Source organism: Brevundimonas sp. GN22 (genome assembly GCF_054824005.1).
In genome coordinates, this window is record NZ_JSYD01000002.1 from 12,860 (window position 1) to 34,412 (window position 21,553).

Below are 21,553 nucleotides of genomic sequence, written 5' to 3' on the forward strand. Positions count from 1 at the left end.
AGACACCGTCTGGCGGGGCTCACTCTTAGTCAAAAAGACTATTACTCACCAATGCCCGGCAGAGCCGCGCGCAGGTTTTCCGAGACCTTGTCCAAGAAACCTTCGGTGGTCAGCCAGCCTTGTTGGTCGCCGACCAGCAGGGCAAGGTCCTTGGTCATGAAGCCCGACTCGACGGTGTCGACGACGACCTTCTCGAGGGTTTCAGCGAACTGGGCCAGCTCGGCGTTGTTGTCCAGCTTAGCGCGGTGCTTGAAACCACGGGTCCAGGCGAAAATCGAAGCGATCGAGTTGGTCGAGGTCGCTTCACCCTTCTGGTGCTGACGGTAGTGACGGGTCACCGTGCCGTGGGCGGCTTCGGTTTCCATGACCTTGCCATCCGGGGTCATCAGGACCGAGGTCATCAGGCCCAGCGAGCCGAAGCCTTGGGCGACGACGTCCGACTGCACGTCACCGTCGTAGTTCTTACAAGCCCAGACGAAGCCACCCGACCACTTCATGGCGGCAGCCACCATGTCGTCGATCAGACGGTGTTCGTAGGTCAGACCGCGAGCCTTGAACTCTTCGGCGTAGTGAGCGTCGAACACTTCTTGGAAGATGTCCTTGAAGCGGCCGTCGTAGGCTTTCAGGATGGTGTTCTTGGTCGATAGGTAGACCGGATAGTTACGCTGCAGGCCATAAGCGAACGAAGCGTGAGCGAACTCACGGATCGACTCGTCTTGGTTGTACATGGCCATGGCCACGCCAGCAGCCGGAGCCTTGTAGACTTCGTGCTCGATGACTTCGCCGTTGTCGCCAACGAACTTGATCGACAGGGTGCCGGCACCCGGCATCAGGAAGTCGGTAGCCTTGTACTGGTCACCGAAGGCGTGACGGCCCACGACGATCGGCTGGGTCCAGCCCGGAACCAGACGCGGAACGTTCGAGCAGATGATCGGCTCGCGGAAGACAACGCCGCCGAGGATGTTGCGGATCGTGCCGTTCGGCGACTTCCACATCTTCTTCAGGCCGAATTCCTTCACGCGGGCTTCGTCCGGCGTGATGGTTGCGCACTTCACGCCAACGCCGTGCTTCTGGATAGCCTTGGCAGCGTCGATGGTGATCTGGTCGTCCGTAGCGTCACGGCTTTCCATACCCAGATCGTAGTAGTCCAGTTCCAGATCCAGATACGGGAAGACGAGCTTGTCCTTGATCATCTGCCAGATGATGCGGGTCATTTCGTCGCCGTCGATGTCCACGATGGGATTGGCGACCTTGATCTTGGCCATACTTCGCCTCTTGTTCTGAGAAAGGTTTACGTTGGGGGCGATATAGCCCCCCAGAGCGCCGACGCAAAGCAATAGGGCATAAGAATTTGGCGTTCCGCCAACCTGCCCCTAGGGTGGCGTTCCGGTTTATCGACGGGCCATCCCGAGGATTTCCCCCATGCTCACCGCGCGTATTCTTGCTATCGGGGTGGCGTCTGCCTCCCTCCTTACAGGATGTAACGAGGACGAGGCTGCGCCGACTTCGTCCCTGCCGATTACAACGGTGGCGGTCGCCGCAGAGAACGCCCGCGATACGGCGGGCGATACGTCTTCCGGTTTATCGAGTGAAACCAAAGCCTTCCGCGATTGGACGGCGATTTGCGACAACGTCAACAACTGCGCCGCCTACGGTCCCGGCGAGGATAATGGCGGCTTTGTCCTGGTAAAACTCGCAGCCGGTCCGGAGGCCAGACCTAGGGTCTATGCCGACAGTTGGGCCCTGCAATCGCCGACTGTGCCAACCCGACTCGACATCGATGGCCGGAACTATGCCGGCGTCTGGGGCGATCCGGATACCGATTTGAATGTTCTGACATTTGAGAATCCGTCAGACCAATTGCTAAGGGCGCTGGCCAATGGTCAGGCTCTGACCCTGTCGGCCAATGCCGAGCGGATTTCAGTATCGTTGACCGGCGCGGCCGCTGCGTTCTTGTGGATCGACGAGCGTCAAGGGCGCCTTGGCACCACCACAGCCTTGGTCCGCAAAGGCGATCGCCCCGCCAGCAGCGTGCCAGATGCACCGACGCCGCCGCGTATCCGCGTCGCTGCACCTGTGTCCCAAACGGATTTGCCCAAGACCCTGTCGCCACACGTCACGGCCCTGCCCCGCGCGCGCGAATGTGCATCTCTGTATGAGAACAAGTCATTTGGACGGGACGATTGGGCGGTTCACCGCCTCGGCACCGATACCCTACTGTGGGAACTGCCGTGCGGAGCCGGAGCCTATAATTTCTCGCAGGCCTATGTCCTGTCGGCCAATGACGGGTCCGGCGCGCGTGCGTTAGAGTTTCCCACGCCACGCGGCCCGCTAGACAGTCTGGTCAACAGCAGCTTTGATAGCCAGACCAATACGATCGGTGCCTTCGGCAAGGGCCGCGGTGTTGGCGATTGCGGCAGCATGGCATCATGGGCGTGGACGGGCCGCGAGTTTGCTTTGCTGTCGGAAGACAATATGAGCGACTGCCTCGGCATCCACTGGGATATTTGGCCCTCGACTTGGCGTACCGCTCAATAGGGCACCCGCAGTGGCACAAAGCGAGCCCGCTGGCGTTGTGGACAGAAGCATCCCGTTGCTTTTGACGTGATAACTAACCTCAGCCCATAGGTTTCATATGAAGATGTTGCTCCATGTGGCCACGATCATTGCCGCTGCCGCTCTGTTCATCATTAGCTATCCGCTCGATGCACATGCCCAAACGCAATGCCCTGTTGGCACCGCCGCAGGCTCCGCCACGTGCGGGCCTGACCCTTCCTCAGGTGGTTACGCACCGGCAGCGCCTAGCGGGCCGCCCCGTATTCGCGAGCGCGTGAGCGGAGTAGGCGGCTTTGCCATCAATACCGAGACCTTTGATATTTACGCATGGACCGGCCACAGCTATCGCGCCGAGGATGCGGGCTGGCAGGCGCTCGCGAAGTGCCAGCAGCCTGACTATAATCGCGAATTGAGCATGGCACCGCCGCCCAATCCAGATGCCAAGTGCGAGATCCTTTATTCCTGGCTGAACGGTTGCGCTTCGGTGGCGCGGGGTTCTGTTGAGGGGATCGATAACTATTACTTCGAGTACGGCCGCGATATGAGGGCGGCCCGCGCAGCGACCCTCAGCGCCTGTGAGGGCAAGGCCACGGGCTGCACGATCGTTCACGACGCGCGCTGTGCTTCGGCGACAAACCGTACACGCGAAGTGATAATGCTGGGCCGACAAGATTAAGGGCCGAAAGATTTCTCCCCTCGTCTTATAGGCTCTTAGCTGCGCAGGCGCTGTTCCAGCACGGCCAGCGGCATGGAGCCGCTGAGCAGCACCTTGTCGTGGAACTGGCGCAGGTCGAAGTCCGGCTTGGCTTCGGCTTCGGCACGCAGGCGAGCGATGACCGTGTGGCCGACCTTGTAGGCGCAGGCTTGGCCCGGCCAGACGGTGTAGCGGTTGATCTCGCTGTTGGCGGCGTCGCGCGGCTTGGCGCCTGAGGCGACCATGTATTCCACGGCGTCCTCGCGGCTCCACTGCTTGGCGTGCATGCCGGTGTCGACCACAAGACGCACAGCACGGAACAGATAGGACATCAGGAAGCCCGCACGGCCCAGGGGATAGCTGGCATAGGCGTTCATGTCATTGGCGGCCACCTGTTCGGCGTACAGCGCCCAGCCCTCGTTGAAGGCCGAGAAGCCACCTGCACGGCGCCATTGCGGCAACTCTCCCGCCTCGCGTTGCAGGGCAACCTGCAGGTGGTGACCCGGCGACGCCTCGTGATAGGTCAGGGTCGGCAGGGCAAAGCGCGGCCAGTTCCCGCTGTCACGCAGGTTGATGTAGTAGACACCCGGACGCGAACCATCCAGCGGCGGGCCTTGATAATAGCCACCCGGTGCGCCGGACTGGATCGATACCGGCACACGGCGCACCTCCACGTGGGTCTTGGGCAGGCGTCCGAAATACTGCGGCAGCATCGGATCGAGCTGTTTGATCTGGTCATTCAGCCATTGCAGCAGTTCGACCTTGCCCTCGTCGGTGTTCGGGAAGAGTTGGGCCGGATCCTTGTTCAGAGCATCGACGCGCTCGCCGACCGTGCCCTGGGTATACCCCTGAGATTTGAGCACTACGTCCAGTTCGGCGCTGATCTGGGCGACCTGTTCGCGTCCCATCTGGTGAATCTCGTCCGCCGTCAGGGTGGTGGTGGTGTTGGAGCGCAGGCCGTTGGCATAGAAGGCTTCGCCATCCGGCAGACGCCAAACACCTGCATCGTGAACCGCCTGCGGACGCAGGGCTTCCAGCTTGGCGATCTGGGCCGCCAGTGCGGGCTTAACCTCGGTGTCCAGAATGGCCTTGGCCCGGTCGGCATAGCCGGATAGGCCCAGCGCCGCTTCCTTGCGGGCGACCGTCTTGATCATCGACCAGTCACCCGCCGCCATATCGCGCAGGTTGCGGATTTGCGGGAGGGTGCGGTCGATGATGTAGTCCGGCGCGATCACACCCTTGGCGGCATCGAACTCGATCAGTTCATTCTCGCCGTGGATCGATTTGGCGAAATCGGACAGACGCGAAAGGAAGCCATCGGCCCCGTACTTGTCGTCAAAGCGATGCTGGTTCTCAAGGAAGTCCGGCGTCGAATAATAGGCACCCGACAGTTGAGCCACCACGTAGGGCGACGGACGCCCCGGACCCGATCCGTATTCAAAGCGTGCCGTTTCGGCCGCCGTTTCGCGACCGAAGGCGGCGATGGCGTAGTTCAACTGCCCCTGTTCGGAAAGTCCGCTTTGATCGAAGGTTTTAAGCTCGGCCCATTTGGCGGTGGCGCGGGCGCGGTCCTCGTCGCGCGCCGACAATCCTTCGTCGCTGAGCTTGCCGGACAGATGGGCCCACTCGCCCTTGTCCAGTCCAAGGCCCGTCGCCCGCTCGGGGCTTTCCAGAAGCTCGCTGTTGAACCAGCCGTCCAGCAAACTGTTCAGCCGGGCATCGGCATCGCTCAGAGCAGCGCGAGCCTGCGCCAGTGTTGGCGCGGCGGCAGCCACAGCGGCGGCTCCCATCAAAAGGCGGCGACGGTCGATCATCGATAACTCCCCTCGGGTACAGAACCGGCGTCGACAGCCCCTCGCCGTCGCACGCCCGTATTTTTAACGTTAGTGAAGCTTGAACCCGTCGCGCAAGAGACGACCGGATCAGTCTCAGCCCTGCCAATCGCGCAGTTCACGCTCCAGAACAGCCATCGGCACCGGCCCCAGAGCAAGGCCGAAGTCGTGATAGGCCTTGATGTCGAAGCGCGAACCTAATCGGGCCTCGGTCTCTTTGCGCATCTTGGCCCAGACGTTATGGCCCACCTTGTAGGCGCACGCCTGACCGGTCCAGACGCAGTAGCGCTCGACCTCGGTGGTGACGTTGGATTCCTGATCTCCCAGCACATCCACCATGTAGCGGATGGCCTGCTCACGGCTCCAGCGCTTGTGGTGCATGCCGGTGTCCACCACCAGCCTGGAGGCCCGGAACATCAGCGACTGCAGGTAGCCAATCTCGCCGAGCGGGTCGTCTTTATAGACCCCCATTTCATCCGCCAGTTGCTCGGCATAGAGGCCCCATCCCTCGAGGTTGGCCGAGAAGCCGATACCCTTGAACAGCAGGGGCAGATCATCTTGCTCCGTCCCCAGAGCAACCTGGAAGTGGTGCCCCGGAGAGGCCTCATGCCAAGTGAGCGTGCGAAGGGTGAATTTGGGCACCTCTGCCGTATCGCGCAGGTTGATATAGAAGGCCCCCGGACGCGAACCATCCAGTGCCGGCCCCATATAATACCCGCCGGGCGCGCCAACTTCGATTTCGGCGGGGATGCGGCGCACTTCCACCGGCGACTTGGGCAGACGTCCGAAATACTGCGGCAGCAGCGTGTTCATGTGCGCGATGTCGAGGTTCAGGTCATCGATGAGGCGCTTCTTGCCTTCAACTGTATTCGGATAGACCTGGCCTTCCATATCGGACAGGCTCGCGACCCTCTGGCCCACGCTGCCTTCAGTCTTGCCGATCTTGCGCAAGAGCGCATCGGCACGGGCCGTCAGTTCGGCGACCTGATCCAGTCCTACCTGATGGATTTCGTCCGCCGACATACCCGTGCTGGTGTAGTAACGCAGAGCATGGGCATAGAACTCATCGCCGCGCGGCTGTTTCCAGATTCCCGCATCGTGGGTCGTGCGGGGCAGCACGGCCTCGTATAGCTCGACCTGCTTTTGCAGCGCAGGATAAACCTTTTCCTTCAGGATTTCCGTCGCCCGCGCCGCCCATTCTCCGGCTAGCCCCTTAGCCGCTGCCCGGTCTGACAAGCTGCTCACGAGGGAATGGTTCTGCGGATCAACCTCGATCAGGTTTCGCAGCTGGGTCAGGGTCTTCTGGACGATAAAGTCAGGCGGGATGACGCCTTTTGCCTGATCCTGCGCGGTGATCTCGCGGTCGTGTTCCAGCTGAACCGCAAAGTCTTCGAGGCGCGACAGATAGGCCTCGGCATCGTCTGTCTGTTCAATGCGGTGCTGCGACCGCATGAAGTCCGGCACGAACTGATATGCGCCCGTCAGTTGGCTGATACGGTACGGGCTGGGATAGCCGCCGACGCCATAGCCCATATCGTCGATGGCTACCGTCGAAGCTCCAAAGAAGCTGACCCAGTCATATTGGGTACGCTCGACGCGGCTCAAAGCTTCGCGATCGATCTGGGCTAGCGTCTGCATCGCGGCCTTCATCTTGGCGCGCTGGACCGTCGCATAGGCGGGCGAGTTGTCACTCAGTTTAAAACGCGCGCCCGCCCTTTCGCCACGGTCGAGACCATAGGAAGTCAACACCGTTGGATCGCTCAGAAGAAAGTCATCCGTGATCTGCTGGATTAGCGCGTGAAACTGTGTCGATGCGGCACCGTCCAAGGCGCGCGCGTAGGACGCTCCCATCGGCACGACGGACATAGCCGCCCCGGCAACAAAGCTTTGAAGCAAACGACGACGATCCATACTCAACCCTCCCAGTGGCCACGGTTATGCGACACTAAGAACAACGGCCCCGCACGCAAGACGTACGGGGCCGTTTCGGGGATTAAGTTTGCGTCACGTGTCCGCGAGTTAAGCGGGCAGATGCTGCTTGATACACTCGCGGATACCGCGCTTCAGATCGCCCGAGGCGGCGGGCTCATAGTGGCCTTCAGCAGCCAGAACAGCGCGCACAGCCGCATCAAGGCCATTCGGAATAGCAGCGACGACCTTCACCTGCCCCTTTTCATGCAGGCAATAGCCCAGCTCGGTGCAGAGGGCGGCAAACATCGGCTCATAAGCGGTCAGATCGGTCATGATCGTCCTCTAGCACTCTCACCCAGGTTTCGACAGCCCGACCTTCAGCCCTTCAGGCGCGCGGCGTGGAAGGCCACGTGGTCAGCGATAAAGCTGGCCATAAAGAAGTAGGAGTGGTCATAGCCCGGCTGCATACGCAGGGTGATCGTCTGACCCGCCTTGTCAGCAGCGGCTTGCAGCAGTTCCGGCTTCAGCTGACCTTCGAGGAAGGTGTCGGCGTCGCCCTGATCGACGAGGATGTCGTCATAGTGCCCCTTGGCCGCCCCCGCTTCTATGAGCAGAACCGCATCATGCTTGGCCCATTCGGCGCGGTCTTCACCCAGATAGGCGGTGAAAGCCTTCTCGCCCCACGGGCAGCGGGTCGGCGAAGAGATCGGCGCAAATGCCGACACCGACTTGAACAGTTCGGGATACTTAAGCGCCAGCGTCAAAGCGCCGTGACCGCCCATGGAGTGGCCCGAAATGCCGCGCACGCCATTGGCCGGAAACTCCGTCTCGACCTGTTCGATCAGCTCTTTGGTGACGTAGGATTCCATCTTGAAATGGGGTGCCCAGGGAGCCTGGGTCGCATCGACATAAAAGCCCGCGCCTTGGCCCAGATCATAGGCTTCATCATCGGCGACACCCTCACCGCGCGGCGAGGTATCGGGGGCAACGATAATCACACCATGCTCGGCGGCGGCTTGGTACGCGCCTGCCTTAGTGGTGAAGTTGTCCTCGGTGCAGGTCAAGCCCGACAGCCAGTAGAGCACCGGAAACGGCCCTTCGCCCGCAGGCACAAAAACCGACAGGGCCATCGGCGTACCGGTGGTTTCGCTGTCATGCTTCAGATAGCTGAGCTTGCCGCCGTGGACAGTGTGGGTTTTGACGGTTTCCATAAATCACTCCGGTCAGTCAGGCCAGACGCGGGCCATGAACGCATCGTCCAGCAGGCCCTTGTCGCCAAAATATTGATACCAGTCTTTGGGGATCGGCGGGCGTTCGCTGATCAAGGGCTCGCCCCCGCCAAAAGCTTTGAAGCGCACACCCACAAGCACCGGACCACCGGTCACAGACGGCGCGGCCACGCCATTGGCCGCCACGGTCACGGCAGTGACCAGATCGGGCGACAGTTCGGGCTTGCTGCTGACAATCCATGTCTTGGCGCGGTTGCCCGGCTTGATCATCACCAGCAGCATGTTGGACGACCCCGCCTGACGCGGGGCGGCGTTCAACACGGCCTCTGCAGCGGCGGTCACCTGATCCATATAGGGGGTCAGGGACTTTTCATCGACGCGCTGTTTGACGATGTGGTCCGGCATATAGAGCCACACATCTTCCTTTTCCCACGCGCGGGCCGCGGCCTGTTCTTCCGGCGTCGGGCCCTTCATCTGCGGCGGGGTGCGATCGCAGGCGGCCAACGACAAATTCAGGGCCGCAATACCGGCGAAAAGGGCGGACTTCGATCTCATGTCGGCTCACAAGTCTTCAGGGGGATGAGGGCACTTACCATGTCCGCCCCACCCACCCTAGCGGACGTGTCGTCCTATTCCGGACGATACATGGCGCAGATCTTGTTGCCTGCGGGGTCGCGCAAGTAAGCGAGGCAGAGTTTGCCAAAGGGCGTTTCGCGAACGCCGGGGTCTTCTTCGATATGCACGCCGCCGTTCTCGATGCCCGCTTGGTGGAAGGCCCGCACAGCCTCTTCGTTCTCGGCGGCAAAACCGATGGTGCTGCCGTTGGCAAAGGTCGCCGGTTCGCCATTGATCGGCAGGGTGATGCCGAAGGTGCCGTTGCGGGTCATATACATCACGCGCGGAATGCCCGGAATTTTGCGACCCTTGTGATGGCCCAGCGCCCCCAGCACCGCGTCATAGAAAGTCTTGGACGCATCCAGATCAATCGCCCCCAGAATGACGTGCGAAATCATAAAAAACTCCCCTCGATATCATTATCGAGGGGAGCTTAGACTTAGTGAGTTGCTTTTGGCAACTATGTCTTAAAAGACGATGACCGAACGGATCGACTTGCCTTCGTGCATCAGGTCGAAAGCCTTGTTGATGTCTTCCAGACCGAAGGTGTGGGTGATCATCGGATCGATCTCGATCTTGCCGTCCATGTACCAGTCGACAATCTTCGGCGTGTCGGTACGGCCGCGCGCACCACCGAAGGCCGAACCGCGCCAGACGCGGCCGGTGACCAGTTGGAACGGACGGGTCGAGATTTCCTTGCCGGCTTCTGCGACGCCGATGATGATGCTTTCACCCCAACCACGGTGGCAGGATTCCAGCGCCTGACGCATGACGTCGGTGTTGCCGGTGCAATCGAAGGTATAGTCCGCACCGCCGTCGGTCAGACGGATGACCTCGGCCACGACGTCGGAAACGTTCTTCGGATTGATGAAATCCGTCATGCCGAAGCGACGGCCCCACTCTTCTTTATCGCCGTTCAGATCAACGCCGATGATCTTGTCAGCGCCAACCATCTTCAGGCCCTGAATGACGTTCAGGCCGATACCGCCCAGACCGAAGACCACGCAGTTCGAGCCCGGCTCGACCTTGGCGGTGTTGGTCACCGCGCCCACGCCCGTGGTCACGCCGCAGCCGATGTAGCAGGCCTTGTCGAAGGGCGCGTCCTTGCGGATTTTCGCCACGGCGATTTCGGGCATGACGGTGAAGTTCGAGAAGGTCGAGCAACCCATGTAGTGGTGGATGGTCTGGCCCTTATAGGAGAAGCGCGAGGTGCCATCCGGCATCAGGCCCTTGCCTTGCGTGCCACGGATCGAGGTGCACAGGTTGGTCTTGCGCGACAGGCACGACTTACACTGGCGGCATTCCGGCGTGTAGAGCGGGATCACGTGATCGCCGACTTCGAGGCTGGTCACGCCCGGGCCGACTTCGACCACAACGCCCGCGCCTTCGTGGCCGAGGATCGACGGGAACAGACCTTCCGAATCCAGGCCATCGAGGGTGTAGGCGTCGGTGTGGCAGACACCCGTGGCCTTGATCTCGATCAGGACTTCACCAAAGCGCGGACCTTCCAGATCGACTTCGACGATCTCCAGCGGCTTTTTGGCTTCGAACGCTACGGCGGCAAGAGATTTCATAATTGTTTGTGTCCTTTCAGGACGCCCTATGCTCGGCCCGCGGGGCCTCGCGACTTGAGGGCAAAAGTCCCAAGATGGTCTATCGTTGTGGACCTTTTTACGCTGCGTTTGGGTTCGCGCCTACCGGTAACAACCGCAAAACATTATTGCGTATTAGCAACAATCCTGCTGCAACATCCCCATGAGCAGGTGGGACGGCATCGACGAGTTTACGGCTGTGGCCGAGCAGGCCAGCTTTTCGGACGCGGCCAGACGGCTCGGGCTGTCGACCTCTGCGGTCAGTCGCGAGATTGCACGGCTGGAGGACCGGTTGCAGACCCGATTGCTGCACCGCACCACCCGCCGTGTAGAGCTGACCGATGCCGGGCGCGAGTTTTTGGCCCGTTGCCGCCGCTTGATCGACGAGCGCGACGAGGCTTTGGCCGCCATCCAGCCGGATGACCATGCCCCGCGCGGCCTGCTACGGATGACGTGTTCAGTTTCCTATGGCGAGCGGTTCATTGCCCCCGCCGTCAATGCCTTTGCGCGGCAATATCCCGAGCTTCGCATCGACCTCGATCTGGACAACCGCCTGCGGGATATGGTCGGCGAAGGCTATGATCTCGCCATCCGTTTCGGCCACCTGACAGACTCGCGCCTGATGGCACGGCGACTGACCTCGCGCTCGCTGATCCTGTGCGCCAGCCCCGATTACCTCAGCCGTCGCGGGGCACCGCGTGACCTGTCCGAGATTGCCAGCCACGACACCCTCAGCGGCTCGTCCCAGCAATGGCGTTTTACCGAGGGCGGGCGCGAAGTGACCCTGACCCCGCTCAGCCGCTGGCGCTGCAACTCTGGCACGGCGGTGCTGGACGCCGCAGTACAGGGTCTGGGCCTTTGCCAACTGCCCGACTTCTATGTGCGCGAGGCGTTGGCCAGCGGCCAGCTCGTTTCCCTTCTGGACGAACAGCGTCCTCCGGACGAAGGTGTCTGGGCCGTGCATCCACACCCGCGTCACGTTCCACCCAAGGTGCGGGCTATGATCGACTGGCTGCACGACCATCTGAGCCAACAGGGGACCTAAGACATGAACATCGTCGTCCTGACCGGAGCCGGAATATCTGCCGAGAGCGGCGTGCCGACCTTCCGCGCCAGTGACGGCCTGTGGGAGGGACACCGCGTCGAGGAAGTGGCCACGCCCGAAGGCTTCGCCGCCAACCCCGCGCTGGTGCAAGAGTTCTACAATCTGCGCCGCGCCTTCCTGTCAGAAGTCGAGCCGAACGCCGCCCATCTGGCATTGGCCGAACTGGCGGCGCGCTGGCAGGGCGACTTCACCCTCGTGACCCAGAATGTCGATGACCTGCATGACCGCGCCCATCAGCAGATCATGCCCGCAGCCGGCTTTTCCCTGATCCACATGCACGGTGAACTGCTCAAGGTACGCTTTACCCGCACCGGCAAGGTCATGGACTGGCACAGCGACCTGCAACCCTACCACCCGTCGCCGTTTGATCCGTCCGGCTATCTGCGCCCGCACATTGTCTGGTTTGGAGAGATACCGCTCGAAATGGCGCAGATCGAAAAAGCGCTGTCGGAGTGCGACCTGTTCCTGTCCATCGGCACGTCGGGCAACGTCTATCCCGCCGCCGGTTTTGTGCAGCTGGCCAGCATGGCGGGCGCACGGACGGTCGAGATCAATCTGGAGCCGACGGTCGGACAGAACCTTTTTTCGGAGCACCTGTATGGTCACGCGACGGAGGTCCTGCCGCCCTTCCTCGCTACCCTCTAGGGCCAAACAGGATAATGGCGGCCCCGATCAGGCACACTGCACCACCCAGCAGGTCCCAGCGATCAGGCGTGGTCTTTTCCACCACCCGCATCCACACCAGAGACGCGCAGATATAGACCCCGCCATAGGCCGCAAACGCCCGCCCTGCCGCCTCCGACGGCACGAGCGTCAAAAGCCACGCGAAAGCGATCAGACTGGCTACCCCGGGCACCAACCACAGAGGTGAGCGATCCAGTTTGAGCCAAGCCCAGAAGGCAAAGCAGCCTGCGATCTCGGCCACAGCCGCCAACGGATAGACGAGAGCCATCTTCATTGGACTTGTGAAGCACCCGCATCAGGACTGCACAAGCGTTTCATCCCGATACCCAAGGTGATTTGCCGTTTGCATCAAGCGAGTTCATTTTGCGATGCAACAAAGGCCCGCCCCCAGTTTCGTCTCCGGGCCCTGACGGATTTCTCATGACGACCGACGCCAACAACCCCCCTTCGCTGCCGACCACCAAGCCGTACGGCCGCATTATTGCCATGCCGGCCGACACCAACCCTGACGGTGATATCTTCGGCGGCTGGCTTCTGGCGCAGATGGACTTGCACGGTGCCACGCCTGCGTTCGAGCGGGCCGGTGGCCGCTGCGCCACCGTGGCGCTGGATGGCATGGTCTTCCACCAGCCGGTGACCATCGGTGACGAGGTGACCATCTACGCCCGCATCATCCATACGGGCCGGACCTCGATCCGCGTCCACGTCGAGGCCTGGAAGCGTGCTCGCGGTCAGGCCGAAAACGAGAGCGTCCGCGTGACCGAGGGCATCTTCACCTACGTCGCCATCGACGAAGACCGCAAGCCACGCCCCATCCCGGAAGTCTCGCCGCTGGGCTGATCGGCAGCACCTTTGTCCCAAATGTGATACTATGGTGCCAAGGTCGCGCTTTCCTTGACCTTGTCACCAGCAGACCCTACCTCCCGATCATGGCTATCCGACGCATTCTGACCATCGACATTCCGGCCGATCTGGCCATCCTCAAGACCGTTGCCGAACCGGTCGCCAGCGTGACGGACGAAACCCGTGCGCTGATGGATGACATGCTGGAAACCATGTACGACGCCCCCGGTATCGGCCTGGCCGCGCCGCAAATCGGCGTGCTGGAACGCGTGGTGGTCATGGACCTCGGCGACAAGGCAGTCCCTGAAGGTCTGGAAGGCGAAGAGGCCGAAAAGGCTTCGCGCAATCCGCGCTATTTCGTGAATCCGGAAATCCTGTGGGCGTCCGAGGAAACCCTGCCTTACGAAGAAGGCTGCCTGTCGATCCCGTCCTATTATGACGCCGTCGAGCGTCCGGCCCGCGTTCGCGTGTCGTACCTGAATTATCAGGGCGAAAAGATCGAGGAAGAGATCGACGGCCTTTATGCGGTTTGCTTCCAACATGAACTGGACCACCTGAATGGCGTTCTGTTCATCGATCACCTGTCGCGCCTGCGCCGCGACCGTGCTGTGACCAAGGTCAAGAAACACCAGAGGATGGCTGCCTAATGTCCCGTCGCCAACGCCGTGAAGTCCAGTCCCGTCGCCCGATGACCCGCGCCGCCAAGGTTGGCGTGGCTTCGGCTGCGACCATCGTGGGCGTCGCCGCCATCGGCGTCATTGCCGGCCTGCTGCTGGATCGTCTGCTCGATTTCGACGACGCTCTGGACGCGGGCGGTGCATGGGATCTGGACGGTTCCACCCACACCCGCTGGCAGTAAGTTCACGCATCCTATAAAGGCGGGGTCCGCCCGCGTTGACACCCTGACCTGAGCTTTCGCGGGCCAAGGAGTCACTATGCGCCTCGCCTTTATGGGAACCCCCGAATTTGCCGTGCCGTCGCTGGCCGAGCTGATTGCCGCCGGTCACGAGATCGTCGCGGTCTATTCCCAGCCGCCACGCCCCAAGGGCCGCGGCCAAAAGCTGACCCCTTCGCCCGTCCATGCTTTTGCAGAGTCGATGGGCTTGCCGGTCTTCACGCCGGAATCCATGAAATCAGATGAGGCTATTGCCCAGTTCCAGTCGCTGGATCTGGATGCCGCCATCGTCGTGGCCTATGGCCAGATCCTGAAAACCGAAGTGCTGGAAGCGCCTGAACTGGGCTGCTTCAACCTTCACGGCTCGATGCTGCCGCGTTGGCGCGGTGCCGCACCGATCCAACGCGCGATCATGGCAGGCGACAAACAGACCGCCGTGCAGGTCATGCGTATGAGCGAAGGTCTGGACGAGGGTGCGATCATCCTGTCCGAAGTGCTCGACATCTATCCGACCGACACCGCAGCTTCGCTGTCCGAGCGTATGAGCCACACGGGTGCGGCCCTGTGGTCGCGTGCGCTGGCGGCTATCGAGCGCGGTGGCGCACAGGAAGTCGAACAAGTCGGCGAAGTCACCTACGCCAAGAAGATCACCCCCGCAGAGGGCCGCATTGACTGGAGCCGCCCTGCGTCGGAAGTCGACTGCCACATCCGCGGCCTGTCGCCGTTCCCCGGTGCATGGTTCGAGGTCGAGCATGAGGGCGAGCCTGTTCGTATCAAGGCGCTTCTGTCGGAAGTGGTCGACGGTGCAGGCAAGGCTGGCGAACTGCTGGATCAAGACCTGACTATCGCTTGCGGTGAGGGTGCCGTTCGCCTGATCCGTGCCCAGCGTGCGGGCAAGGCCCAGCAATCAGGGGTCGAACTGCTCAACGGCTTCAAGATCGCCACCGGCACGGTCTTCGCTTAAAAATGCCCCGCTACCGCTTTACGGTCGAATACGACGGCGCGGCCTATAACGGCTTTCAGGCGCAGAAGGACCAACCAACGGTTCAGGGCGCGCTGGAGGCTGCCATCAAGGCCTTCAGCGGTCAGGATGTGCGTATCGCTGCGGCTGGCCGTACCGACACGGGCGTGCATGCCACGGGACAGACCTGCCACGTTGATTTGGACAAGGACTGGCCGGCCCGCACCGTCATGAATGCTATGAACGCCCACATGCTGGACGAACGGGTGTCGGTGCTGGACTGCGTGCCCGTCAGCGACGAATGGCATGCGCGGTTTACCGCCAATGGCCGCAAATACCTGTATCGCATCCTCAACCGTCCGGGCCGCCCTGCCATCGAGCAGGGCCATGTCTGGCACGTCAAAAAGCTGCTGGATGCCGAGTCGATGAACGCGGCCGCCCAATACCTGTTGGGCCAGCACGACTTCACCACCTTCCGCGATGCCCAATGTCAGGCGCAAAGCCCGATCAAGACCATGGACATCGCCCGCGTGACCCGCGTCGGCAACGAGGTTCATCTGGTGTTCGAGGCCCGCAGCTTCCTGCACCGTCAGGTGCGATCCATGACGGGCTCGCTGGCCGAGGTGGGCCTAGGCCGCTGGACGCCAGAACAGTTCAAGGCCGCCCTCGATGCCGCTGACCGCACGCGATGTGGAGCAGTGGCACCGTCGGACGGCCTCTATCTGACCGGCGTCACCTACGACACCGAAGCGTAATTATTTCTTCAGCAGCCTACCGAGGATGCTGCCGAGGCCACCGCCTGCGCCACCACCAGCACCTCCCAGCAGACCCCCAAGGATGTCGCCCATGTCCACGCCCTGTTTCGGGTTGGCGGCATCACCGTCCGGCGTCAGCTTGTCGATGATGATCGGCAGGGCCATGGCCAGCACGCTGGCGGCCTGAGCGGGCGAGACGCCAAGTTTTAGCGCAAACTGCCCGATCGGTCCCGAACCCACAATGCCTTCAAGCTGGCTGGCCGAGATCGGAAGGTTGTTCCCGCCGCCCAGCCAGGACTTGGCAATGTCGCCCAGCCCGCCCGCGCTAAACTTTTGGGTCAGGCCCTGAACGCCACCCTGAGACTGGATCAATTCCTGCACGCCGCCGATGGCATCGGCGCCGCCCGGAAGGCTACCCTTGCCCATCAGTTCATCCAGAAAGCTCATGGCAACCTCCACATTCTGTGCCGTTTGACCGGCTAAGCTGGCATTAGCTGTGGATTTTTCTATCCGCATAAATGCAAACCTCTGTGACGGGTTTCGCGCATTTCCGCACCGGCGCAAACCCCCGCCCTTACGCGGTTGCAGCATGATGCAATACAGCCAAGGTTAACTGCTGATTAACCTTTTAAACCCACTGTCCGGCATTGGATTTTCCGTTGCACTTTGAAACATTGCTTCAAAGTCACGAAAAGTTCGGCTACGACTTCGCTACCAACAGAACAACAGACAGGAGCACGCCAGTTGATGAAACGGCTCACTGCTGCCACGCTAGCGGCTGCACTCGGAATTTTTGCCATTAATCCGGCCCCTGCCCAAGCAGGTGATCCTTACTGGCAATGCGTCACCTTCGCCCGGATGTTCTCCGGTATTCAAATTTTCGGTGATGCCTGGACCTGGTGGCGCCAAGCTGTCGACCGCTTCCGTACAGGTAACGCACCAGAGACCGGTTCGGTTCTCGTGTTCCAACCACATGGTCGCATGCAGTCCGGTCACGTTGCTGTTGTTTCCGATGTTCTGACCGATCGCGTTATCCGCGTCACCCACGCCAACTGGGGCGGTAGCCGCGGTAAGGTCGAAGAGAATGTCACCGTCGTCGACGTCTCTTCCGAAGGAAACTGGAGCCGCGTGAAGGTCTGGTACAACCCTAGCAATGCTCTGGGCACCACCATCTACCCGACCTACGGTTTCGTTTATAACGGCGCACGCAACGCTTTGAACGAGGGCCGCCAGCTGGCCCAGAACGCTTCGCAGAGCAACAACACCAACTAAGTCTCCAGACTTGGTGAAATCAGCCCCGGCTTCGGTCGGGGCTTTTTCAATTGGCGCTATCGTCTGGCCAGTCGCTGCGGATCAGGCGATAAATCTGCCATGACAGAGTCATCTGAAAGTATCCGCAGCCATTCCATCGAGAATGCGCGCCATGAGCCGCAGGGCATCACCTATGCAGGCTATCTCTCGCTCGACGCGCTGCTGAACGCGCAAAACCCCCGCTCGGACCAGCATGACGAGATGCTGTTCGTCATCATCCACCAGACAAAGGAACTGTGGCTCAAGCAGATCCTGCACGAGGTGGCACTTGCGCAGAGCCTGATCCGCGCCGGCAATCTGGTGCCAGCCTATAAGTCACTGGCGCGCGTCAGCCGCATCCAGTCGGTCATGACCCAGAGCTGGGACATCCTCGCTACCATGACGCCGGCTGACTACCTGCGCTTCCGTGGTGATCTCGGTAGCTCGTCGGGCTTCCAGAGCGACCAGTTCCGCCGTCTGGAGACGATGCTGGGCCTTAAGGACCCACGCTTCCTGCGCTTCCATGTGGAACGGTCCGAAGCCCATGCCGCTTTGGTGGCCGCAATCGAGGCACCGAGCCTCTATGACGATGCCCTGCGCCAGCTGTCGCTCGCAGGCGTGCCTGTGCCGGAAGAGGTTCTGAACCGCGACGTCTCGCAAAGCTACGAGCCGCACGAGGGCGTCGAAGCCGCGTGGCTGGAGGTCTATCGCAATACCGAGAAGTGGTGGCCCCTGTACCAACTGGCCGAAAAGCTGGTCGATCTGGACGATGCCCTTCTGACCTGGCGACACAAGCATGTCGTCACGGTGGAACGCATCATCGGCCGCCGTCAGGGGACCGGCGGGACCGACGGGGTCGGCTATCTGGTCGAGACATTAAAACGCCGCTGTTTCCCGGAACTTTGGTCTTTGCGTACCAAGCTCTGACGGGCAACCATTAGGCCCGCCCAAGAGTTCTCATCAGCCGAGTAACGCTAGCGGAGTGTGCCCATGAGTGCGAATGACCACGACGTCAAAGTCCTGAATGGACTGATCGAGGCCCTGATCGACTGCGCCGACGGCTATGCAGACGCTGCCACCAACTCTGACGAGCCACGCTATGGCCAATGGTTCGACAGGCGCGCTTCGCAGTATCTTGCCCTTGCAGAGACCCTCAAGGGCGAGGTTCGCGCCCGTGGTGGCTCGCCCGAGGACAATGGCTCTATTCTGGCCAAGGCTTCGCGCGCTTTCAGTGGCTTTAAACAGGCAGTGTTGGGCCAGAAGGGCACCATCTACCAACTGATCCAGTCGTCTGAAGAACAGGTCCGCGCGCGCTTTGAACGCGCCGCTGGCGACACCCAGTTATCGGCTACCACGCGCGACATCGTGCGACGCGGACTGGAGCAGTTGCCGCTCAGCGAGGCGGATCTGGCGGCCCTGACGGCGGATGTCGGCCACTCTTGAGGCAATAAAAAACCCCGGCGGTTTCGCCGGGGTTTTTCATATCTAGCCCAGGGCTAAACTTAAGCTTCGGTCGAGCCTTCGCCGGTGGTCGGAACGACGACCTTACGAGCGGTTTGACGCTCGGCGATACGTGCCGACTTACCGCGACGGTCGCGCAGGTAGTACAGCTTGGCGCGACGGACGACGCCGCGACGCTTGACTTCGATCGAGTCAACGTTCGGGGACAGGATCGGGAAGCGACGTTCCACACCTTCACCGAACGAAATCTTGCGGACCGTGAAGGTCTCGTTGATGCCGCCGCCGTCACGGGCGATGCAGACGCCTTCGAAGGCCTGGATGCGCTCGCGCTCACCTTCCTTAATGCGGACGTTCACGCGCAGGGTGTCACCCGGCTGGAAGTCAGGAATGGTCTTGCCTTCGAGCAGGCGGGCTTTTTCTTCAGCTGCGAGCTGTTGAACGATGTTCATAGTCTATCTCCGGAGCTTATTTGCTCTTTACCTGTAAGTTGGCGAGATACTGCTCCCAGAGGTCTGGGCGCCGTTCCCGCGTAGTCAATTCCCGCTGTTCCTGCCGCCACTTTGCGATCTTTTTATGATCGCCCGACAGCAAGACCTCGGGAATGTCGTGGCCCTCGAACGTCCGCGGTCGCGTGTACTGCGGATGCTCTAACAGGTTGTCTTCGAAGCTCTCGGACGACAGGCTTTCCGCCGCACCCAAGACCCCCGGAACCAACCGGACGCACGCCTCGATCGCCACCATTGCCGCCGCCTCGCCACCGGCGAGGACCGCGTTTCCGACGGAGACCTCCTCGAACCCGCGCGCATCAAGTACCCGCTGGTCCACCCCCTCGAAACGGCCGCACAGCACGACGATACCGTCGGCTTTCGCCCATTCCTTCACTCGCGCCTGCGTCAGGGGCCGACCGCGTGCGCTCATGTACAAAAGCGGCCGAGGGGGACCTTGCAGGCTATCGAGAGCCCGCGCCACCACGTCCGCTTTGAGTACCTGACCCGGACCGCCACCCGCAGGGGTGTCATCCAGGAAGCCGCGCTTATCCTCGGAAAACGCTCGAATGTCCAGCGTTTCCAGATTCCACAGCCCCTTCTCGCGCCACGCCGTACCGATCAGCGAAACGCCGAGCGGACCGGGAAAAGCCTCGGGGAACATGGTCAGGACGGTTGCGGTAAAAGCCATGGCGCGCCCTTTACCCTCCACACCCCCAAAAAGCGAGGGGCGGAAGGTCTGAACCTTCCGCCCCTGGCCGTCTAATAAGTCGTCGATATTACAGGGCGGGCTGGCCGCCACCGTGTGCAATCCACGCATCGACCTGTTCTTCCAGTACCTGAAGCGGCACGGCACCGGAGCCCAGCACCACGGTGTGGAAGTCACGGATGTCGAACTTGTCGCCCAGTGCCGCCTGCGCCTTGCGACGAAGCTCGAAGATCTTCAGTTCGCCGATCTTGTAGCTGGTCGCCTGACCCGGGTTGGTGATGTAGCGCTCGACTTCCTTCTGGATATCACGTTCCGACAGCAGCGAGTTCTGGCGGAAATAGTCCATCGCCTGCTCACGGCTCCAGCGTTTGGCGTGCAGGCCGGTGTCCAGCACCAGACGCACAGCGCGCCACAACTCGGTCGAGAGGCGGCCAAAGTCCGAGTACGGGTCTTGGTAGAAGCCCATCTCCTTGCCCAGTTGCTCGGAGTACAGGCCCCAGCCTTCGGAATAGACGCCGTATCCGCCGAAGCGACGGAAGGACGGCACGCCCTCCATTTCCTGAGCATAGGCGATCTGGAAGTGGTGACCCGGGGCACCTTCGTGCAGGCTGATGCCTTCAACCTGCGGCTTCAGAACCTGCGTCATGTCCGACAGGTTCATATAGTAGATGCCCGGACGCGAGCCGTCCGGTGCCGGACGGTTGTAGAAGGCGATGGAGGCGGTCGCTTCGCGGAACGGTTCAACCGCGCGCACTTCCAGCTTGGCTTTCGGCAGGATGGAGAACCACTGCGGCGCGATTTCCATCACGCGGTTCACATAGCCACGCGCGTCGGTCAGGAAGGCTTCCTTGCCCTCGGGCGTGTTCGGGTACTGGAACTGCGGGTCGGTTTTGATGAAGGTGAAGAACTCTTGCAGGGAGCCGGTAAAGCCGACCTGCTCTTTGATCTTCTCCATATCCTTCTGGATGCGGGCGACCTCGGCCAGACCGATGTTGTGGATTTCATCGGCCGTAAGGGTGGTGGTGGTCGAGAGTTGCAGGCGCGCGTTGTAATAAGCCTCGCCGTCGGGCAGACGCCACACACCGTCATTGCTGTCGGCCTTGGCCTGAGCTTCGCCCAGCGCGACCAGAACGGTCTCGAAACCGCGCTTGTAAGGGCCCGTCAGAGCCTCGCGTGCCGAAGCCAGCAGCCGGTCCTTGGTGGCCTGATCGGTCGAGAGGGCGTTCACCTTCTTCTGGAAGTCGGCCCAAACCGGGTTCTCTGCCCCCCCGTCAAACGGTGCGCCGGCGATCACGGCGCGGGTGTTGGCGAACGACGGCTCGAACACGAAGATCGGCGAGACAATGCCCTTGGCGGTGCGCTCGCGCAGGGTCGATGCCACCTGCCCCATATAGCGTTCGGTATCCGCCAGACGGGCCACATAGGCCTCGGCATCGGACACATTATCCACGCGGTGGTTGTTGATCATAAAGACCGGCAGGCCCGTGGTCGGGTTTCCGTTGGCCGCGAACTGATAGCCCCAGTCGCGCCATTGGTCAGACAGACGGCCCTGTTGAACCTGATATTCAAACAGACGCACCGACAGTTGGTTCTGGGGCGAAAGTTTGGAGACGTCGAACGACGACTTCAGCTCGGCCAGTTGGGCCTCGGCCATGGCCATGCTGCGAGCCTGGGCCTCGGGGGAGTTGTCGTCCAACTTGTCATAGTCGGTCTTCATACCCATCGAGGTCATGCCCTGCGGGCTGAGCGCCAGACGCGCCTGATAGGCCGCCTCGAACCACGCCGCCAGCCGCGCGTCCTCGCTCTGGGCCGGTGCCGTCGCAGCGGCTGGCGCGTTTTGCGCGACCGCGGCACCCGCAACACCACACAGGGCCAGTGCGGCCACCGAAGAAATCAGAATACGGCGCATCAGCGCTCCCCTCGTTACAAAACTCCG

25 protein-coding genes are annotated in these 21,553 nt (G+C 61.5%); 12 read left to right on the top strand and 13 right to left on the bottom strand.

The window, feature by feature from the left end:
- Positions 1 to 41: 41 nt before the first annotated feature.
- The gene (locus OB03_RS00110) at positions 42 to 1,265 is read right to left on the bottom strand and encodes an NADP-dependent isocitrate dehydrogenase (RefSeq protein ID WP_242913044.1); all 1,224 of its coding nucleotides are present in this window, start codon (positions 1,263 to 1,265) and stop codon (positions 42 to 44) included.
- A 157-nt stretch (positions 1,266 to 1,422) separates the two neighbouring features.
- On the opposite strand from OB03_RS00110, the gene OB03_RS00115 reads away from it, so the two are divergent.
- Both OB03_RS00115 and OB03_RS00120 read left to right on the top strand, forming a co-directional pair.
- Positions 1,423 to 2,538, top strand: coding sequence for a DUF1176 domain-containing protein (locus OB03_RS00115; protein ID WP_461342812.1), 1,116 nt, complete (start codon positions 1,423 to 1,425; stop codon positions 2,536 to 2,538).
- 97 nt (positions 2,539 to 2,635) lie between these two features.
- Positions 2,636 to 3,232: a DUF4189 domain-containing protein gene (locus OB03_RS00120; RefSeq protein WP_461342813.1), complete on the top strand. Its 597-nt coding sequence runs from the start codon at positions 2,636 to 2,638 to the stop codon at positions 3,230 to 3,232.
- A gap of 35 nt (positions 3,233 to 3,267) precedes the next feature.
- Here the strand turns inward: OB03_RS00120 and OB03_RS00125 are convergent, their stop codons facing one another.
- From OB03_RS00125 to OB03_RS00155, 7 genes are all read right to left on the bottom strand, one after another.
- Entirely contained in the window at positions 3,268 to 5,064 is a 1,797-nt protein-coding gene (locus tag OB03_RS00125; protein WP_242913041.1) for a DUF885 domain-containing protein, read from the bottom strand.
- Between the two features lie 114 nt (positions 5,065 to 5,178).
- Positions 5,179 to 6,993: a DUF885 domain-containing protein gene (locus OB03_RS00130; protein ID WP_461342814.1), complete on the bottom strand. Its 1,815-nt coding sequence runs from the start codon at positions 6,991 to 6,993 to the stop codon at positions 5,179 to 5,181.
- Positions 6,994 to 7,101: 108 nt separating this feature from the next.
- Positions 7,102 to 7,326: a hypothetical protein gene (locus OB03_RS00135; protein WP_242913039.1), complete on the bottom strand. Its 225-nt coding sequence runs from the start codon at positions 7,324 to 7,326 to the stop codon at positions 7,102 to 7,104.
- Positions 7,327 to 7,370: 44 nt separating this feature from the next.
- Positions 7,371 to 8,204, bottom strand: a complete 834-nt coding sequence (fghA, locus tag OB03_RS00140; protein ID WP_461342815.1) for an S-formylglutathione hydrolase — start codon at positions 8,202 to 8,204, stop codon at positions 7,371 to 7,373.
- Positions 8,205 to 8,216: 12 nt separating this feature from the next.
- Positions 8,217 to 8,777 (bottom strand): hypothetical protein, encoded by a 561-nt coding sequence (locus OB03_RS00145; RefSeq protein ID WP_242913037.1) that lies wholly within the window; start codon positions 8,775 to 8,777, stop codon positions 8,217 to 8,219.
- Between the two features lie 74 nt (positions 8,778 to 8,851).
- Positions 8,852 to 9,235 (bottom strand): VOC family protein, encoded by a 384-nt coding sequence (locus OB03_RS00150; protein ID WP_242913036.1) that lies wholly within the window; start codon positions 9,233 to 9,235, stop codon positions 8,852 to 8,854.
- 69 nt (positions 9,236 to 9,304) lie between these two features.
- Positions 9,305 to 10,411 carry an S-(hydroxymethyl)glutathione dehydrogenase/class III alcohol dehydrogenase gene (locus tag OB03_RS00155; RefSeq protein ID WP_461342816.1) on the bottom strand — a complete coding sequence of 369 codons (1,107 nt, stop codon included), beginning with the start codon at positions 10,409 to 10,411 and terminating at the stop codon, positions 9,305 to 9,307.
- 181 nt (positions 10,412 to 10,592) lie between these two features.
- Between OB03_RS00155 and OB03_RS00160 the strand changes: the two genes are divergently transcribed.
- Both OB03_RS00160 and OB03_RS00165 read left to right on the top strand, forming a co-directional pair.
- On the top strand, positions 10,593 to 11,474 hold the full coding sequence (locus OB03_RS00160; RefSeq protein WP_461342817.1) for a LysR family transcriptional regulator: 882 nt from the start codon (positions 10,593 to 10,595) through the stop codon (positions 11,472 to 11,474).
- Positions 11,475 to 11,477: 3 nt separating this feature from the next.
- Entirely contained in the window at positions 11,478 to 12,179 is a 702-nt protein-coding gene (locus tag OB03_RS00165; RefSeq protein ID WP_461342818.1) for an NAD-dependent deacylase, read from the top strand.
- On the opposite strand, the gene OB03_RS00170 is transcribed toward OB03_RS00165, so the two are convergent.
- Complete coding sequence (locus OB03_RS00170) at positions 12,169 to 12,492, bottom strand: YnfA family protein (protein WP_242913032.1); 324 nt, start codon at positions 12,490 to 12,492, stop codon at positions 12,169 to 12,171. The genes OB03_RS00165 and OB03_RS00170 overlap by 11 nt on opposite strands.
- A 146-nt stretch (positions 12,493 to 12,638) precedes the next feature.
- Between OB03_RS00170 and OB03_RS00175 the strand changes: the two genes are divergently transcribed.
- The 5 genes from OB03_RS00175 (at position 12,639) to truA (ending at position 15,672) form a co-directional block, all read left to right on the top strand.
- On the top strand, positions 12,639 to 13,058 hold the full coding sequence (locus tag OB03_RS00175) for an acyl-CoA thioesterase (protein ID WP_461342819.1): 420 nt from the start codon (positions 12,639 to 12,641) through the stop codon (positions 13,056 to 13,058).
- An 89-nt stretch (positions 13,059 to 13,147) separates the two neighbouring features.
- Entirely contained in the window at positions 13,148 to 13,708 is a 561-nt protein-coding gene (gene def / locus OB03_RS00180) for a peptide deformylase (protein WP_461342820.1), read from the top strand.
- Complete coding sequence (locus OB03_RS00185) at positions 13,708 to 13,920, top strand: hypothetical protein (protein ID WP_242913029.1); 213 nt, start codon at positions 13,708 to 13,710, stop codon at positions 13,918 to 13,920. The genes def and OB03_RS00185 overlap by 1 nt, the downstream gene beginning before the upstream one ends.
- A gap of 76 nt (positions 13,921 to 13,996) precedes the next feature.
- Positions 13,997 to 14,920, top strand: coding sequence for a methionyl-tRNA formyltransferase (gene fmt, locus OB03_RS00190; RefSeq protein WP_461342821.1), 924 nt, complete (start codon positions 13,997 to 13,999; stop codon positions 14,918 to 14,920).
- A 2-nt stretch (positions 14,921 to 14,922) separates the two neighbouring features.
- Positions 14,923 to 15,672 carry a tRNA pseudouridine(38-40) synthase TruA gene (truA, locus tag OB03_RS00195; protein ID WP_461342822.1) on the top strand — a complete coding sequence of 250 codons (750 nt, stop codon included), beginning with the start codon at positions 14,923 to 14,925 and terminating at the stop codon, positions 15,670 to 15,672.
- Here the strand turns inward: truA and OB03_RS00200 are convergent, their stop codons facing one another.
- Positions 15,673 to 16,263 carry a YidB family protein gene (locus tag OB03_RS00200; RefSeq protein ID WP_461342823.1) on the bottom strand — a complete coding sequence of 197 codons (591 nt, stop codon included), beginning with the start codon at positions 16,261 to 16,263 and terminating at the stop codon, positions 15,673 to 15,675.
- Positions 16,264 to 16,419: 156 nt separating this feature from the next.
- On the opposite strand from OB03_RS00200, the gene OB03_RS00205 reads away from it, so the two are divergent.
- The 3 genes from OB03_RS00205 to OB03_RS00215 all read left to right on the top strand — a co-directional run bounded on the left by OB03_RS00205 (position 16,420) and on the right by OB03_RS00215 (position 18,405).
- Positions 16,420 to 16,944: a CHAP domain-containing protein gene (locus OB03_RS00205; RefSeq protein WP_242913025.1), complete on the top strand. Its 525-nt coding sequence runs from the start codon at positions 16,420 to 16,422 to the stop codon at positions 16,942 to 16,944.
- Between the two features lie 99 nt (positions 16,945 to 17,043).
- Positions 17,044 to 17,889, top strand: a complete 846-nt coding sequence (locus OB03_RS00210; RefSeq protein ID WP_461342824.1) for a tryptophan 2,3-dioxygenase — start codon at positions 17,044 to 17,046, stop codon at positions 17,887 to 17,889.
- A 63-nt stretch (positions 17,890 to 17,952) separates the two neighbouring features.
- Complete coding sequence (locus OB03_RS00215) at positions 17,953 to 18,405, top strand: PA2169 family four-helix-bundle protein (RefSeq protein WP_461342825.1); 453 nt, start codon at positions 17,953 to 17,955, stop codon at positions 18,403 to 18,405.
- Positions 18,406 to 18,464: 59 nt separating this feature from the next.
- On the opposite strand, the gene rplS is transcribed toward OB03_RS00215, so the two are convergent.
- The 3 genes from rplS to OB03_RS00230 all read right to left on the bottom strand — a co-directional run bounded on the left by rplS (position 18,465) and on the right by OB03_RS00230 (position 21,526).
- On the bottom strand, positions 18,465 to 18,872 hold the full coding sequence (gene rplS, locus OB03_RS00220; protein ID WP_167178502.1) for a 50S ribosomal protein L19: 408 nt from the start codon (positions 18,870 to 18,872) through the stop codon (positions 18,465 to 18,467).
- 16 nt (positions 18,873 to 18,888) lie between these two features.
- Positions 18,889 to 19,599, bottom strand: coding sequence for a tRNA (guanosine(37)-N1)-methyltransferase TrmD (trmD, locus tag OB03_RS00225; RefSeq protein WP_406852305.1), 711 nt, complete (start codon positions 19,597 to 19,599; stop codon positions 18,889 to 18,891).
- Between the two features lie 88 nt (positions 19,600 to 19,687).
- Positions 19,688 to 21,526, bottom strand: a complete 1,839-nt coding sequence (locus OB03_RS00230; protein WP_461342826.1) for a DUF885 domain-containing protein — start codon at positions 21,524 to 21,526, stop codon at positions 19,688 to 19,690.
- Between the last annotated feature and the right edge of the window lie 27 nt (positions 21,527 to 21,553).

Coding starts and splice junctions, on each gene's coding strand:
- OB03_RS00110 (WP_242913044.1), bottom strand. CDS start 1,265: ATGGCCAAGATCAAGGTCGCCAATCCCATCGTGGACATCGACGGCGAC.
- OB03_RS00115 (WP_461342812.1), top strand. CDS start 1,423: ATGCTCACCGCGCGTATTCTTGCTATCGGGGTGGCGTCTGCCTCCCTC.
- OB03_RS00120 (WP_461342813.1), top strand. CDS start 2,636: ATGAAGATGTTGCTCCATGTGGCCACGATCATTGCCGCTGCCGCTCTG.
- OB03_RS00125 (WP_242913041.1), bottom strand. CDS start 5,064: ATGATCGACCGTCGCCGCCTTTTGATGGGAGCCGCCGCTGTGGCTGCC.
- OB03_RS00130 (WP_461342814.1), bottom strand. CDS start 6,993: ATGGATCGTCGTCGTTTGCTTCAAAGCTTTGTTGCCGGGGCGGCTATG.
- OB03_RS00135 (WP_242913039.1), bottom strand. CDS start 7,326: ATGACCGATCTGACCGCTTATGAGCCGATGTTTGCCGCCCTCTGCACC.
- fghA (WP_461342815.1), bottom strand. CDS start 8,204: ATGGAAACCGTCAAAACCCACACTGTCCACGGCGGCAAGCTCAGCTAT.
- OB03_RS00145 (WP_242913037.1), bottom strand. CDS start 8,777: ATGAGATCGAAGTCCGCCCTTTTCGCCGGTATTGCGGCCCTGAATTTG.
- OB03_RS00150 (WP_242913036.1), bottom strand. CDS start 9,235: ATGATTTCGCACGTCATTCTGGGGGCGATTGATCTGGATGCGTCCAAG.
- OB03_RS00155 (WP_461342816.1), bottom strand. CDS start 10,411: ATGAAATCTCTTGCCGCCGTAGCGTTCGAAGCCAAAAAGCCGCTGGAG.
- OB03_RS00160 (WP_461342817.1), top strand. CDS start 10,593: ATGAGCAGGTGGGACGGCATCGACGAGTTTACGGCTGTGGCCGAGCAG.
- OB03_RS00165 (WP_461342818.1), top strand. CDS start 11,478: ATGAACATCGTCGTCCTGACCGGAGCCGGAATATCTGCCGAGAGCGGC.
- OB03_RS00170 (WP_242913032.1), bottom strand. CDS start 12,492: ATGAAGATGGCTCTCGTCTATCCGTTGGCGGCTGTGGCCGAGATCGCA.
- OB03_RS00175 (WP_461342819.1), top strand. CDS start 12,639: ATGACGACCGACGCCAACAACCCCCCTTCGCTGCCGACCACCAAGCCG.
- def (WP_461342820.1), top strand. CDS start 13,148: ATGGCTATCCGACGCATTCTGACCATCGACATTCCGGCCGATCTGGCC.
- OB03_RS00185 (WP_242913029.1), top strand. CDS start 13,708: ATGTCCCGTCGCCAACGCCGTGAAGTCCAGTCCCGTCGCCCGATGACC.
- fmt (WP_461342821.1), top strand. CDS start 13,997: ATGCGCCTCGCCTTTATGGGAACCCCCGAATTTGCCGTGCCGTCGCTG.
- truA (WP_461342822.1), top strand. CDS start 14,923: ATGCCCCGCTACCGCTTTACGGTCGAATACGACGGCGCGGCCTATAAC.
- OB03_RS00200 (WP_461342823.1), bottom strand. CDS start 16,263: ATGCTGCAACCGCGTAAGGGCGGGGGTTTGCGCCGGTGCGGAAATGCG.
- OB03_RS00205 (WP_242913025.1), top strand. CDS start 16,420: ATGAAACGGCTCACTGCTGCCACGCTAGCGGCTGCACTCGGAATTTTT.
- OB03_RS00210 (WP_461342824.1), top strand. CDS start 17,044: ATGACAGAGTCATCTGAAAGTATCCGCAGCCATTCCATCGAGAATGCG.
- OB03_RS00215 (WP_461342825.1), top strand. CDS start 17,953: ATGAGTGCGAATGACCACGACGTCAAAGTCCTGAATGGACTGATCGAG.
- rplS (WP_167178502.1), bottom strand. CDS start 18,872: ATGAACATCGTTCAACAGCTCGCAGCTGAAGAAAAAGCCCGCCTGCTC.
- trmD (WP_406852305.1), bottom strand. CDS start 19,599: ATGGCTTTTACCGCAACCGTCCTGACCATGTTCCCCGAGGCTTTTCCC.
- OB03_RS00230 (WP_461342826.1), bottom strand. CDS start 21,526: ATGCGCCGTATTCTGATTTCTTCGGTGGCCGCACTGGCCCTGTGTGGT.